Source organism: Micromonospora sp. WMMD708 (assembly GCF_049315245.1).
Lineage (GTDB): Bacteria > Actinomycetota > Actinomycetes > Mycobacteriales > Micromonosporaceae > Micromonospora > Micromonospora wenchangensis.
Genome location: NZ_CP186060.1, coordinates 6,722,053 through 6,735,231, shown reverse-complemented (window position 1 = coordinate 6,735,231; position 13,179 = coordinate 6,722,053). Strand labels below are relative to the sequence as shown.

The following is a 13,179-nucleotide window of genomic DNA, read 5'->3' as shown; positions in this document are numbered from 1 at the left end:
GTGGCGGGCCGGACAGGCCAGGATCGCGGGGTGGGTGGCAACCTCTCCGCCGTGGTCGGCGTCGTCTCGCTGGTGACCGCGCTCGCCGCCGCGCTCTGGGCGGCGCTGCGGCTACGCGGTCGACGGGGCATCGCCACCGCCACCCAACGGGCCACCTACGAGGTGCTGCACACCGCCGGGCTGGCCGCCGAGCCGCTGCGTACCGGCCTGCACCCGGCGGGCGCGGCGAAGGCCGTACGCCATCTGCGGGCCCTGGTGGGGGCGGCCGGGCTGGCGTTGACGGACGCCGACACGCTGCTCGCCCTCGACGGGCGCGGCGGGCACCACGGCGGGCAACTGCTCGCGGCGGCCCGGCGGGTGGCCGAGACCGGCCGGTCGACCGTGCTGGGCGAGTCGGAACTGCACTGCGACCGGGTGGACTGCCTGGTCCGGGGGGCGGTGGTGGCGCCGCTGTCGGCCGACGGCCGGGTCGTGGGGGCACTCGTCGCGGTGGCCGACGGGCCACCCGCACCGGGCCTGGTGCAGGCCACCCTGGAGACCGCGCACTGGGCCGGCAACCAGCTCTCGCTGGCCGAACTGGACTCGTCCCGGGAACGGCTGGCCCGCGCCGAGATCCGGGCGTTGCGGGCGCAGATCAGCCCGCACTTCATCTACAACGCGCTGACCGCGATCGGGTCGTTCGTGCGCACCGACCCGGAGCGGGCCAGGGAGCTGATCCTGGAGTTCGCCGAGTTCACCAGGTACTCGTTCCGGGCGCACGGGGAGTTCACCACCCTCGCCGAGGAGTTGCGTTCCATCGACCGCTATCTGACCATCGAACGGGCCCGGTTCGGTGACCGGTTGCAGGTGCGGTTGCAGATCGCCCCGGAGGTGCTGCCGGTGACCCTGCCGTTCCTGTGCCTGCAACCGTTGGTGGAGAACGCGGTGCGGCACGGGTTGTCGCGCAAGCCCGGTACCGGCATGGTGAGCATCGAGGCCCGGGACGCGGGTGCCGAGTGTCACATCACGGTGGAGGACGACGGAGTGGGGATGGACCCGGCCACGCTGACCGCGGGGATCGCCGAGCTGACCCGGGCCGGCAGCGACCCGACCGACGACCCGGGCCAGCACGTCGGCCTCTCCAACGTCGACGAGCGGCTCCGCTCGGTCTTCGGCGACGGGTTCGGCCTGGTCGTCGAGACGGGCCCCGGTTCGGGTACGAAGGTGAGCCTGCGGATTCCGAAGTTCCACCCGGGCGTACGGGCCGGCGCGTGAGCGAGCGGGGCGGCGCGGTGAACGCCTCCGGGTTCCTGCGGGTGCTGGCGGTCGACGACGAGCCACCGGCGCTCGACGAGTTGGCGTACCACCTGCGGGCCGATCCCCGGGTGGCCCGGCTGCACACGGCGGGGGACGCCACCGAGGCGCTGCGGGTGCTGCGGGACACCGACGTGGACGTGGTCTTCCTGGACATCCGGATGCCCGGCCTGGACGGCATGGAACTGGCCCGGGTGCTGCGCCGGTTCGCCCGGCCGCCCGCGATCGTCTTCGTCACCGCGTACGACGACGGGGCGGTGGACGCGTTCGACCTGGGTGCGACCGACTACGTCCGCAAGCCGGTACGCGCCGAACGGCTCGCCGAGTCGCTGCGCCGGGTGATGGGCTCCCGGGTGGTGCCGTCGCACCCGGCGGCGCTGGCCCGTGCCGAGGAGGACCCGACGATCCCGGTGGAGCTGGCCGGGACGACCCGGATGCTGCCCCGCTCGGCGGTGCGCTGGGTGGAGGCACAGGGTGACTACGCCCGGCTGCACACCGCCGACGGGTCGCACCTGGTCCGGGTGTCGCTGGCCACCCTCGCCGAACGCTGGGCGGACGCGGGTTTCGTGCGCATCCACCGGTCGTACCTGGTGCAGTTGCGGCTGATCGCGGAGCTGCGCCTGGTCAACTCGGGGTACGTGGTGCTGATCGACGCCGCCGAGTTGCCGGTGAGCCGCCGGCACACCCGGGAGCTGAAGGACAAGCTGGTCCGCGCCGCCAAACAGGACTGGAACCGCTGACCCGGGTGCGGCCATGATCGTCGCGCCGGCGGCTGATCGTCGCAATGTCGGCGACGTTGCGGTGACCGGGTGCCCGGATGCCGCAACATCGGCCCCCTGGCATGAACGGCGAAGGGCGCCCCGACCGAGGCCGGGATGCCCTTCGCCGCGTCGCGGGTCAGCGCGGGGAGGGAGCGCCGACGCCGGAGTCGGTCACCTTGAGCCTGCTGCCAGGGGTCGTGGCCCGGCTCGTGGGCGGAGTAGCCGTACCCGGGTAGACCCAGAGCGTGCCGACGACGTCGGCGACCACGTGGGTGTTACCCGAGTGGTTGTAGACGTTGAAGCCCTGCGTGGGACCGAGGATGCCCAGCACCGCGTTGGAGACGGTCTGCCCGGCGGCCGGGTTGAGGTTGCTCGCCGTGGGCCGGGTCATCGCCGAGTCGGCCGGCCACACCGTGAGTACGGTGTTGCTGGTCGGGGTGACCGCGGTGACGTTCATCGCGAGCACTTGCGTGCTGGGGGTCAGCATGCTCGCCGGTGCGGTGACCTTGCCGACGGCGGTCGGCCCGAGCACGTTCGGCAGGCCCTGGCCGATCCGGCTGTCCGCGATCCGGGTCGGCGACATCGGCGTGAACCGCAGGCCGTCCGGAACGGTGCCGTCGTCGATCACGCCCACCACGTCCACCACCAGGTGGGTGGTCTGCGAGGTGTAGACCGCGAACTGCGGTGCCCGCTTGCCGCCGCACTCGGTGCACTCGACGGTCTCGACGATGGCGAGGTTCGGTACCACCTTGCCCGCCGGGTAGTTGACCGTGGACGCGGTGGGCACGTCCCCCTGCCCGTTCCAGGCCGTCAGGTAGCCGGCCTTGCGGGGCGAGACGGCGGTGATGTTGACGACCAGCGCCCTGACGTTGGCGTTGACGCTGCCGAAGCTGAGCCAACTCTCCATGTAGTAGTTGGCGGGCAGGGGAGCGCCGTCGTCCCGGGTGTCGTAGAGCCGGAACGGCTTGATCCACTGGTACTGGCCGCCCTGTCCCCGGCTGGAGAGCGAGTTGTTCCCGGCCCAGACGCCCGCCACGTCGACCACGACGTCCGTCGACCCGGCGTGGTTGTAGACCGATACCTTGCCGCCCGAGCCCACCTTGACGGTGACGCTGTTCGAGCCGAGCCACGACTTCGCGAAGTTGATCGAGGACGCGGTCGGACGGCTCTGGCCGGCGGGGTAGAGGGTCAGGAAGCTCCCCGCCGTCGGGCCGACGACCGTCACGTTCAGCACGACGGAGCCGACACCGCTGCTCGGCACCCCGCCCCGCCCGGTGACCTGGAGGTCGACCTTCTTACCCGGGCCGATCTTGGCCTTGGGCGCGCCCAACCCGGAACGGGTGTCCATCAGGCGCTTCGGCGCCAGCGGGTAGTAGCTGCCGGTGACGCCCCGGAAGCCCTCCACGGCCAACTGCACGCGCCGGGTGCCGGAGGCGCTGTCATCGGCGAGCAGCAGGCTCGCCTGCTGCACACCCTCCCTGGTCGGGTTGGCCGCGACCGAGACCGTGCAGGTCTGCCCCGGGGTCAGCGTCCGGCCGGTGCAGTTCGAGTCGAGCAGCGCGAACGCCTCGGGCGTCGGACCACCGAGGCTGGCCGCCCCGAAGGTGACCGGGGCGCTGCCGACGGACCGGAAGGTCACCGTCCGGGCCGCGCTGGGCACCGCGATCTCCTGGTAGTTGAAGCTGACCGGGTTGGGCTCGCCGTGCGCGACCGCATAGTCCACTGACGAGTTCCAGCGCAGCTCACCGCTGACCGTGCCGGTGTAGTAGGTGCTGTCCCGGCAGCTGTACTCGTAGGCGGCGGCGAAGGCGTTCACCAGGCCGGTGTCGCTGTCCCGGTCGGCCTGCCGCACCTTGATCCAGCCGGTGACGTGGCCGCAGCCGCGCCCGTCGGAGGCCAGGTCCATCGAGGCGGTGCCGCCGTCGCCCTGCCAGGTCGCCTGGTAGGTCTGACCGGCGGTCCACTGCTCGCCGGCCGGCGGCTGGATGGTGAGCCGTACGTAGGAGCCGGCCCGGTTGGTGTCGACCGCCAGCCGGTCGTTGCTCTGCGCGACCACGGAGACGGTGGAGTTGTCGCGGTCGAAGACGTCGGACCGGTTGATCGGATAGCCGCCGGTCTGGTCCCCGACATCGACGGTGAGGACCGTGTACGGCGCGGTGGGCGCGGCCAGCGCCATCCCCGGCAGTACGGCCAGCGCACAGGCCCCGGCAATGCTCATGCCGAGTAGAGCGCGAAAAATGCGCATGCATTACCCCGTGAAGAAGGAAGAGTGATTGTGGACCACACACTATGGGCGGTGATCACGGGCGGCAAGGCCGTATCGACGGAATGCCAAGAAAGGGCATTGCGCTCTTACCGGGCCGTCGACCAGCGCTTGAGCCGGTCCGTCCATTGGCACGGGCCCGGCGATCACGCAACGCGAGAGCGCCCCGACCGCACGGTCGGGGCGCTCTGCGGTGACGGCTGACGGTCAGCCGTCGTGGCTGTTGTCGGTCAGCTCCGGTTCGAGCCCGGAACCGCGCTCGGCTTGGCCTTGCCGCCCTTCAGCGACGCGGCCGACTTGGCCGTGGACGCCTCCGGGTAGTAGAACGTGCCCACCACGTCGGCGACCAGGTGCGTGCTGCCGGACAGGTTGTTGACGTTGAACGCGTAGTTCGGGCCGATGACACCGAGCACACCGTTGGAGACGACCTGGCCCGCGTACGGGTTCAGGTTGCTGGTGTCGGGCTTGCCGACGCCGTCGAAGTCGGCCGGCCAGGTGGTGATGACCGTGTTGTTGGTCGGGGTGACGGCGGTGACGTTCATCGCCAGCACATCGGTGTCGGGCGTGACCAGCTCGGCCGGCGCGGTCACCTTGCGGGTGCCGCCCGCCGGGATGGCCCCGGAGATGCCCAGGTTGGAGCGGCTGTCCACGATCCGGGTCGGGCTCAGCGGGGCGAACCGCATGCCGTACGGGGAGTCGCCGTCGTCGACCACGCCGACCAGGTCGACCAGGACGTGCGCCGCCTGCGAGGTGTAGATGCTGAACTTCGGCGCACCCGGGATGCACCACTCGTTCTGCTCGGTGCCGGTGCAGGGGGTGGTCTGCACGAAGGTCAGGTTCGGCACGTTCTTGCCGGCGAGGTAGTTCACCGTCGAGGCGCCCGGCCGGGTGCCCTTGCCGGACCACGCGGTGAGGAAGCCGGACTTGGCCGGCGACACCGCGGTGACGTTCAGGACGAACGACGTGACGTGCGGGTTGTAGTCCCCGAAGTCGAGCGAGTATTCCAGCACCTGACCGGCCGGGGGCTTGCCCTCCGGGTCCTCCCGGCTGTCCCAGTACCGCGTCGGCAGGTACCACTCGTACTGGCCGCCGGCCCGGTTGGTGAGGCTGTTGTCGCCCGCGTAGAAGCCGACCACGTCGACGATCACGTCGGTCGAGCCGCTGTTGTTGTAGACCGAGACCTTGCCACCGGAGCCGAGCTTCACGGTGACGTTGTTGGAGCCCAGCCAGCCCTTGGCGAAGTTCACCGAGGAGGCGGTGGGGCGGGACTCACCGGTCGGGTACGCGGTGAGGAAGCTGGCGGCGCTGGGACCGGTGACGGTCACGTTCAGCACGACCGCGCCGACGCCGCTGGCCGGTACGCCACCACGGCCGGCGACCTGGAGGTCGACCTTCTTGCCGGCGCCGATCTTGCCGACCGGGGCACCGGTGCCGTTGCGGGTGTCCAGCAGCCGGGCCGGGGAGACCGGGTAGTAGGCGCCGGTCACGTCGTCGAGGGCAGCCGCCTTCTGCAGCGGCGCGGAGGCGGGAGCCGCGGAGGCCGTACCCGGCACCACGGCGAGTGCACATGCTCCGGCGAGACCGACGCCGAGGAGAGTGCGAATTTTGCGCATAGAGACCCCGTGTTCGAAGAGGAAGGGATTGGCTGCCCCAGCGTAGGGGCCTGGGTCAATGCCGGCAAGGCCGTTACAGATGATCTCCAGGTGACGTTCCGGTGAGGACGAATCAGACGTAACGCCATGGTGGTCGTCAGGTCGCCCACCGTCATCCACAGGCCGGTCGCCTTGTCCACAGGTTGTCCACACCCCCGGTGGACGACACTTGACATTCGGGTGGGGCCGACGAGACTGCCCGGGTGACCGCCGACCACGACCCCGAACCGCCACCGGTGGACCCGGGGCCGCCGGCCGCCCGGTCGACCGGACGGGTACGGATCGTGCTGGCCGGCGTCTCCCGCCGGGACACCCGGGCCGCCCTCACCCGCACCGAGCTGACCCAGCAGACCCGGGTCGGTGAGGCACTGGTCCGGGGCCTGGTCCGGGCGCAGCTCACCCTCGCCCTGCGGCTGAGCCTGCTGGTGCTGGTCGGGTTGGGCGGGCTGCCCTGGCTGTTCGCCATCGCACCCCCGGTCGGCCGGGTCACCGTGCTCGGCGTCAACCTGCCCTGGCTGCTGCTCGGGGTGGTCTCGTTCCCCTTCCTCATCGCCGTCGGCTGGGCGTACGTGCGGCTCGCCGAACGCAACGAACAGGACTTCGTCGACCTCGTCCAGCGACCGGAACGCTGAGATGGGCAACGGGTACGTCGTACCGGCGATCGTCGCGGTCACCCTGATCACCGTCGGCATCGGCTTCTACGGACTACGCCTGGCCCGGACCACCTCCGACTTCCTGGTGGCCTCCCGGACGGTCAGTCCGACCTGGAACGCCGCCGCCATCGGCGGGGAGTACCTGTCGGCGGCGAGTTTCCTCGGCATCGCCGGGTTGGTCCTCAAGTACGGCGTCGACGTGCTCTGGTACCCGGTCGGTTTCGCCGCCGGCTACCTGGCGCTGCTGCTCTTCGTCGCCGCGCCGCTGCGCCGCTCCGGGGCGTTCACCCTGCCCGACTTCTGCGAGCTGCGGCTCGGTTCCCGCCGGCTGCGCACCCTGGCCACCGTCTTCGTCATCTTCATCGGCTGGCTCTACCTGGTGCCGCAGTTGCAGGGGGCCGGGCTGACCCTGGCCACGGTGGCCGGCTCGCCGTACCCGGTGGGGGCGTTGCTGGTCGCCGCGGTGGTCACCACCAACGTGGCGTTGGGCGGGATGCGGGCGATCACCTTCGTGCAGGCGTTCCAGTACTGGCTGAAGTTGACCGCGCTCGCCGTACCCGCGATCTTCCTGGCCCTGCAGTGGCAGGCCGACGCCCGCCCGGCGGTGACGCCGCCCGACGGACCGGCGTTCCGCACCGCCACCACCGTCGTGGTCGAGCACCACGCGGCCCTCACCTTCCCCGACGGCACCATCCGTGAGGTACGCCCCGGCGACGAGCTGAGCTTCGCCGCCGGTGACCCGGTGCCCGAGGTGTCCGGGGTCGCCACCGGAGCCACCGACTGGCTGCTGCCCAGCGCCGCCGGGGACGACGACCGGGGCCTGTTCGCCACCTACTCGCTGATCCTGGCGACCTTCCTCGGCACCATGGGACTGCCGCACGTGCTGGTGCGCTTCTACACCAACCCCGACGGCGCGGCGGCCCGGCGGACCACCCTGGTGGTGCTGGCCATGGTGGGCGTCTTCTATCTGCTTCCCACGCTGTACGGCGTACTCGGCCGGATCTACACCCCGCAACTGCTGGTCAGCGGGCAGACCGACGCGGTGGTGGTGCTGCTGCCCGAGGCGGCGCTCGGCGACGGCGTCACCGGGCGGCTGCTCTCCGCCCTGGTCGCCGCCGGGGCGTTCGCCGCCTTCCTGTCCACCTCGTCCGGGCTGCTCACCAGCGTCGCCGGGGTGATCTCCACCGACGTGCTGGGGCGCGGCTCGGTACGCGGTTTCCGGCTGGCCACGGTGATCGCCGGCGGGGTGCCGGCGGTGCTCGCGCTGAACGTCTCCGGGCTGGACGTCTCCCAGGTGGTCGGGCTGGCCTTCGCGGTCGCCGCGTCCAGCTTCTGCCCGCTGCTGGTGCTCGGCATCTGGTGGCGCGGGCTGACCGATCTCGGCGCGGCAGCCGGGGTGCTGGTCGGCGGTGGCGCGGCGATCGGCGCGGTGCTGGTCACCGTGCTCGGGCCGCCGCTGACCGGCTGGCCGGCGACCCTCACCACCCAGCCCGCCGCCTGGACGGTGCCGCTCGCCTTCACCGTGATGATCGCGGTGTCGATGGCGACCCGCCGCCGCACCCCGGTCGACGTCGGCGTCACCATGCTCCGCCTGCACGCCCCCGAGTCGCTCCGTTCCTGATCGTTCGTCCCGATCGGCCCTCGTCTTCCCGGAACCACCCCTGCCAGGTCGTCCGTCTGCGGGATGATCCGGGATCGTCCCCTGGCGGGAGCGGCCCCTCGCCCGGCCCGGATACGGTCGAGGCATGACTGGAGAACACCCTGCGCTGGCACTCCGTGGCCTGGCCAAGCAGTTCGACGGCAAGGTGGCGGTCGCCGGGGTGGACCTGGCCGTCCCCGCCGGCTCGTTCTACGGCCTGCTCGGCCCCAACGGCGCCGGCAAGACCACCACCCTGTCGATGGCCGTCGGCCTGCTGCGGCCCGACCACGGCAACGCGTGGGTGCTCGGCCACGACGTCTGGGGCGACCCGGTCGAGGCGAAACGGCTGCTCGGCGTCATGCCCGACGGGGTGCGGCTGTTCGACCGGCTCAGCGGCGCGGAGCTGCTGGCGTACCACGGTCTGCTGCGCGGCATGGACCCGGCGGTGGTCGACCAGCGGGCGGCGGAACTGCTCGACGTGCTGGCCCTCACCGACGCCGGCCGGACCCTGGTGGTCGACTACTCCGCCGGCATGAAGAAGAAGATCGGCCTGGCCTGCGCCCTGCTGCACGGCCCCCGGCTGCTGGTGCTCGACGAGCCGTTCGAGGCGGTCGACCCTGTGTCGGCGGCGCTGATCCGCGACATCCTGCACCGGTACGTGGTCGGCGGCGGGACGGTGGTCTTCTCCAGCCACGTGATGGAGGTCGTCGAGCGGCTCTGCTCGCACGTGGCGATCCTCGCCGAGGGCACCATCAAGCGGGTCGGCACCCTCGCCGAGGTACGCGGCGACCGGTCCCTGGAGGACGTCTTCGTCGAGGTCGTCGGCGGCCGGACGGCGACCGGTGAGGAGCTGGCGTGGCTGTCCCGGTGACCGCGCCCGCGCCCCCCACCCGGGTCCGCGCGGTCTCCCCCCGCCACTTCGTCCGGCTCAAGCTGCGGGTGATGGGTAACAACTTCCGGGGCCAGGGCTGGCGGATCGCCCTGTTCGTGACCGGGGTGCTGGTCGGGCTCTGGTTCGCGGCCGGTGGCTTCCTCATGTTCGCCGCCCCCGGCTTCGCCGACGAACCCCGGTACGCGGTGATGGCGGCGGCCTTCGGCGGCGGGGTGCTGGTGCTCGGCTGGCTGCTGCTGCCGCTTGTCTTCTTCGGCGTCGACGAGACCCTCGACCCGGCCCGGTTCGCCCTGCTGCCGTTGTCCCGCCGCACCCTGGTCACCGGGCTGTTCGCGGCGGCCCTGGTCAGCGTCCCGGTGTTCGCGGTGCTGGTCGCGGTCACCGGGCTGGTGGTCAGCGCCGCGCTGCTCGGCGGCGCGGTCGCCGGGGTCGTCGCCGCCGTCGGCGTGGTCGCCGGGGTACTGCTCTGCGTCGCCGCCAGCCGCGCGGTGACCAGCGCGTTCGCCACCATGCTGCGGTCGCGCCGGGTGCGCGACCTGGCCGCTGTGCTGCTCGCCGTGGTCGCCGCGTCGCTCGGCCCGTTGCAGCTCGTGGTGCTGGCCGCGGTACGCACCGCCGACTGGGACCGGCTCGTCGGGGTGGCCCGGATCGTCGGCTGGACCCCGTTCGGCGCACCCTGGACGATCGGCCTGGACGTGGCCGAGGGCCGCGCCTGGGCGGTTCCGGTCAAGCTGCTGATCACCGCGGTCGCCATCGGCGCGCTGCTGCTGTGGTGGTCCCGGTCGCTGGAGTCGGCGATGGTCGGCGCGGCGAGCGCCGCACCGACCAAGGCCCGCCAGGCACCGACCGGCGGCGCGGTCGCCCAACTCTTCCCCCGGGCGGTCGGCTGGGCGCGCCGGGACCGGTTCGGCGCGCTGGTCGCCCGCGAGTGCCGCTACTGGTGGCGGGACGCCCGACGACGGGCCAACCTGATCACCATCGCGGTGGTCGGGATCTTCGTACCGGTGATGGTCAACCTCGGTGGCGCCGGGTTCGCCGTCGGCGAGGAGGGCTTCGAGGCCACCGGGGACCCGTCGCCGGTGCTGCTCAGCATCTCGATGCTCTTCGTCGGCGTGCTCGCCTCGGTGACCCTGGCCAACCAGTTCGGCTTCGACGGCAGCGCCTACGCGGCCAACGTCGTGGCCGGGGTGCCGGGTCGGCTGGAGCTGCGTGCCCGGATGACCGCCTTCTCCGTGTACGTGCTGCCGATGCTCGGCGTCGTCTCCCTGATCATCAGCGGGGTGCTCGGCCGGCCGGAATGGTTCGGGGTGGCGGCGGGCGCGCTGCTCGCCTCGTACGGGGTGGGGTTGGCGATCAACGGGATCATCTCGGTGCTCGGGGCGTACTCGCTGCCGGAGACGAGCAACCCGTTCGCGATGAACGGTGGTTCCGGGGTCGCCAAGAGCATGCTCACCCTGCTGTCCATGGTCGGCTCGGCGGCTGCCGCCGTACCGATGGTGGTGGCCGCCGGGCTGCTCGGCGACGGCTGGCTCTGGCTGGCCCTGCCGGTCGGCGCGGCGTACGGGGTGGGGGCGGCGCTGCTCGGGGCGTACCTCGCCGGGGATGTGCTGGACCGCCGGATGCCGGAGCTGCTGTCGACCGTGACCCCCCGCCGCTGATGCCGGTCGTCGAGGCGGTCACCACCGTCGCGGTCCCGCCGGAGGTGGCGTTCGCGGTCTCGCAGACCGTCGCGCCGGTGCGCTACCGGTGGGACCCGTTCGTCCGGGAGCAGCACTTCGTCGACGGGGCCACCCGCCCCGGCCGGGGGGTGCGTACCTTCACCCGGTCCCGGCACGGCCTGACGATGGTCAGTGAGTACGTCTCCTTCGCCCCGCCGACGAACGTCGGGATGAAGATGGTGCGCGGCCCGTGGTTCTTCGAGATGTTCGCCGGTGGCTGGCGGTTCGCCCCCGCACCCGAACCGGGCCACACGGTCGCCACCTGGCGGTACAGCTTCCGCTGCCGGCCGGCGTTCCTGCGGCCGGTCGCCGACCGGGTCGGCGTCTGGCTGCTCACCCGGGACATCCGCCGCCGGATCGCCGGTTACGCGGCCGGCTGCGCCGACCCGCAGGTGCTGGCCGCCGCCCGCGCCACCCTGCCCGCCGGGCCGGACGGCACACCCCGGGAGGCGGACCTCACCCCTCGGGGTGCTGACCCTGCCCCTCGGGATGCAGCGGTCGACGACGCGGGACCACCCTCCGGTAGCTGATCCGCCAACCCGCCCCCGGCCGCTGCGCACCGGCCGTCCCTGCCGGGGGCTGCACCTCGACCCGACGGACCACGTCCTCGTAGACCACGGTGCCCACCGGGCCGTCGACCGGCACGCCGAGCCCCTTCGAGCGGACCCGGACGGTGCCGTCGGTGTCCTCGCTGACCACGACGTTGGTCACGTGGTGGCCGAGCGGGTTGCCGTCGCCCAGGGTCCGCGCCGCCTCGGCGAACGCCGCATACCCCCGCAGGACGCCGAACCCGTAGGCGGTGACGTCGTAGGCGAAGTCGTCGGTGAACAGCTCGGACAACCGGTCGAACGCCCCGTCGTCCATCAGGTGGCCGTGCAGCGCGACGAGTTCGTGGATCGCCAGCCGGTCATCGGCGCTCAGCGGCACGCCCGTGGTCCCTTCAGCCCGGCGGCGGTTCCCGCCGAGGTGACGAACGAACGCCAGGTGTCGGGGGTGAAGTGGAGCGTCGGGCCACAGCGGTCCTTGCTGTCCCGGACCAGCACCACCCCGGGCAGATTGTCCGCCACCTCGACACAGTTACCGGAGTCGTCGGAACGCGACGAGGTCCGCCAGCATGGCTCGTCAGAGGTCATGGGGTCACCTTCAGCTTGTTGACCAGATCGAGCGAGGCGCGCTCGGCCAGCGCCTCACCCAACAGACTCTCCCACTTGCGCAGCATCAGTCGAATCCATTCCGGATGGTCCGCGATCTGCCCACGGGCGGTGTTGTCCAGACACAGGACCTGCTCGCTCCCAGGCAGTTCCGCCAGCACGAACCCGCCGCCCAGCGAGACGTGCGCGCCGGCATCGAGCGGCAGCACGTGGAGCCGCACATGGGGCAGCTGAGCGGCCTCCAGCAGCCGTCCGAGCTGCCGATCCATCACCGCCGGCCCACCGATCGACCGCCGCAACGCGCTCTCGTCGATGACGAAGACACACTCGGGTGGGTCGTCCTGGCCCAGTACCGCCTGTCGGCTCATCCGGAGCGCGAGCAGCTCCTCGACCCGCTCGTCCCGCTGGAGCCCGCCGGCCGAGAAGATGGCCCGCGCGTAGTCCTCGGTCTGGAGCAGCCCGGGTACCAGACACGGCTCGAAGTTACGCAGCCGGACCGCTTGGGCCTCGTAGCTCTGCCAGGGCAGAAACCATGACGGTGCCCGCTCCCCCTCGTGGTCGGTGAGGAGGCCGGCGAGGAGGCCGCCGGTGCCGAGGGCTTCGTCGGCCGCGACGGCGAACTCCATGGTCGGCCGGCGGCGACCGGTCTCGATCGCGGCGATCAACGACGGGCTCCACTTGACGAGGCCGGCCAGGCCCTCCTGGGACACTCCGGCACCGGCTCTGGCCGCCTTCAACGCCCGGACCCACATCTCGAAGTTCATCACTCACCTATCCGGTAAGTACGCGAATGCGCTCCGTAGTAATCGCTGGCATCCTCCCCTGCTCCGGCCACCGAGTCCAGGGTGGAGGGCACGCGGCCAGGTCGGTGGAGGCAGCGTCCCGGCGACCGGTCCTGCGCGGGTCGCCCCGGCCACCTGCGGCCGGGGCGGCCCCCACCCCGCGAAGGAGGCTTCCGTGCCGCAGCCACGTGGCCGGCCCACCCGGTCGAGACCATCGGTCCCGCTCGGCACCGTGTGCCGCTCGCAGCACCGCACCGGCCACGGCCACTCGCACTCCCCGCGCGAGGCGGCCCGGATCTTGGCGGGAAACGGCACCCAGGCAGGCCGGAACTCTCCGAGATCCTTCCTGGCGTACCGGGAATGTCGGCGCGGCGT

12 protein-coding genes are annotated in these 13,179 nt (G+C 72.1%); 7 read left to right on the top strand and 5 right to left on the bottom strand.

The features are described 5' to 3' along the window. Nucleotides 1–30: 30 nt before the first annotated feature. Complete coding sequence (locus tag ACN260_RS29940; protein WP_422754083.1) at nt 31–1,254, top strand: sensor histidine kinase; 1,224 nt, start codon at nt 31–33, stop codon at nt 1,252–1,254. Nucleotides 1,255–1,271: 17 nt separating this feature from the next. Then, a complete protein-coding gene (locus ACN260_RS29935; protein ID WP_088643667.1) occupies nt 1,272–2,033 on the top strand; it encodes a LytR/AlgR family response regulator transcription factor in 762 nt (253 codons plus the stop codon). Nucleotides 2,034–2,190: 157 nt separating this feature from the next. Here ACN260_RS29935 and ACN260_RS29930 read toward each other — a convergent pair whose 3' ends face one another. Together ACN260_RS29930 and ACN260_RS29925 are read right to left on the bottom strand one after the other, a co-directional pair. Continuing rightward, complete coding sequence (locus ACN260_RS29930; RefSeq protein ID WP_422754082.1) at nt 2,191–4,272, bottom strand: choice-of-anchor D domain-containing protein; 2,082 nt, start codon at nt 4,270–4,272, stop codon at nt 2,191–2,193. Between the two features lie 275 nt (nt 4,273–4,547). Further along, complete coding sequence (locus ACN260_RS29925) at nt 4,548–5,930, bottom strand: hypothetical protein (protein WP_422754081.1); 1,383 nt, start codon at nt 5,928–5,930, stop codon at nt 4,548–4,550. Between the two features lie 275 nt (nt 5,931–6,205). On the opposite strand from ACN260_RS29925, the gene ACN260_RS29920 reads away from it, so the two are divergent. The 5 genes from ACN260_RS29920 (at nt 6,206) to ACN260_RS29900 (ending at nt 11,401) form a co-directional block, all read left to right on the top strand. Beyond that, nucleotides 6,206–6,601: a hypothetical protein gene (locus ACN260_RS29920; protein ID WP_422756876.1), complete on the top strand. Its 396-nt coding sequence runs from the start codon at nt 6,206–6,208 to the stop codon at nt 6,599–6,601. 1 nt (nt 6,602) lies between these two features. Continuing rightward, entirely contained in the window at nt 6,603–8,243 is a 1,641-nt protein-coding gene (locus ACN260_RS29915) for a cation acetate symporter (RefSeq protein ID WP_422754080.1), read from the top strand. A 124-nt stretch (nt 8,244–8,367) separates the two neighbouring features. Next, nucleotides 8,368–9,132 (top strand): ABC transporter ATP-binding protein, encoded by a 765-nt coding sequence (locus ACN260_RS29910; RefSeq protein ID WP_088643579.1) that lies wholly within the window; start codon nt 8,368–8,370, stop codon nt 9,130–9,132. Then, nucleotides 9,117–10,811, top strand: coding sequence for an ABC transporter permease (locus ACN260_RS29905; protein WP_422754079.1), 1,695 nt, complete (start codon nt 9,117–9,119; stop codon nt 10,809–10,811). Before ACN260_RS29910 ends, ACN260_RS29905 begins: the two co-directional genes overlap by 16 nt. Beyond that, complete coding sequence (locus ACN260_RS29900) at nt 10,811–11,401, top strand: SRPBCC family protein (RefSeq protein ID WP_422754078.1); 591 nt, start codon at nt 10,811–10,813, stop codon at nt 11,399–11,401. The genes ACN260_RS29905 and ACN260_RS29900 overlap by 1 nt, the downstream gene beginning before the upstream one ends. Here ACN260_RS29900 and ACN260_RS29895 read toward each other — a convergent pair. From ACN260_RS29895 to ACN260_RS29885, 3 genes are read right to left on the bottom strand one after another with little or no spacing between them, the layout of a single operon-like run. Next, on the bottom strand, nt 11,328–11,798 hold the full coding sequence (locus tag ACN260_RS29895; RefSeq protein WP_422754077.1) for a nuclear transport factor 2 family protein: 471 nt from the start codon (nt 11,796–11,798) through the stop codon (nt 11,328–11,330). The two genes, ACN260_RS29900 and ACN260_RS29895, sit on opposite strands and share 74 nt — an antisense overlap. Continuing rightward, nucleotides 11,789–12,004, bottom strand: a complete 216-nt coding sequence (locus tag ACN260_RS29890) for a DUF397 domain-containing protein (RefSeq protein WP_281901752.1) — start codon at nt 12,002–12,004, stop codon at nt 11,789–11,791. Before ACN260_RS29890 ends, ACN260_RS29895 begins: the two co-directional genes overlap by 10 nt. Continuing rightward, nucleotides 12,001–12,786 carry a helix-turn-helix domain-containing protein gene (locus tag ACN260_RS29885; RefSeq protein ID WP_422754076.1) on the bottom strand — a complete coding sequence of 262 codons (786 nt, stop codon included), beginning with the start codon at nt 12,784–12,786 and terminating at the stop codon, nt 12,001–12,003. The genes ACN260_RS29890 and ACN260_RS29885 overlap by 4 nt, the downstream gene beginning before the upstream one ends. Between the last annotated feature and the right edge of the window lie 393 nt (nt 12,787–13,179).

Bases quoted from the DNA above. Each gene is read 5' to 3' on its own strand.
- ACN260_RS29930 (WP_422754082.1), bottom strand. From the start codon at position 4,272: ATGAGCATTGCCGGGGCCTGTGCGCTGGCCGTACTGCCGGGGATGGCG.
- ACN260_RS29925 (WP_422754081.1), bottom strand. From the start codon at position 5,930: ATGCGCAAAATTCGCACTCTCCTCGGCGTCGGTCTCGCCGGAGCATGT.
- ACN260_RS29915 (WP_422754080.1), top strand. From the start codon at position 6,603: ATGGGCAACGGGTACGTCGTACCGGCGATCGTCGCGGTCACCCTGATC.
- ACN260_RS29910 (WP_088643579.1), top strand. From the start codon at position 8,368: ATGACTGGAGAACACCCTGCGCTGGCACTCCGTGGCCTGGCCAAGCAG.
- ACN260_RS29900 (WP_422754078.1), top strand. From the start codon at position 10,811: ATGCCGGTCGTCGAGGCGGTCACCACCGTCGCGGTCCCGCCGGAGGTG.
- ACN260_RS29890 (WP_281901752.1), bottom strand. From the start codon at position 12,004: ATGACCTCTGACGAGCCATGCTGGCGGACCTCGTCGCGTTCCGACGAC.
- ACN260_RS29885 (WP_422754076.1), bottom strand. From the start codon at position 12,786: ATGAACTTCGAGATGTGGGTCCGGGCGTTGAAGGCGGCCAGAGCCGGT.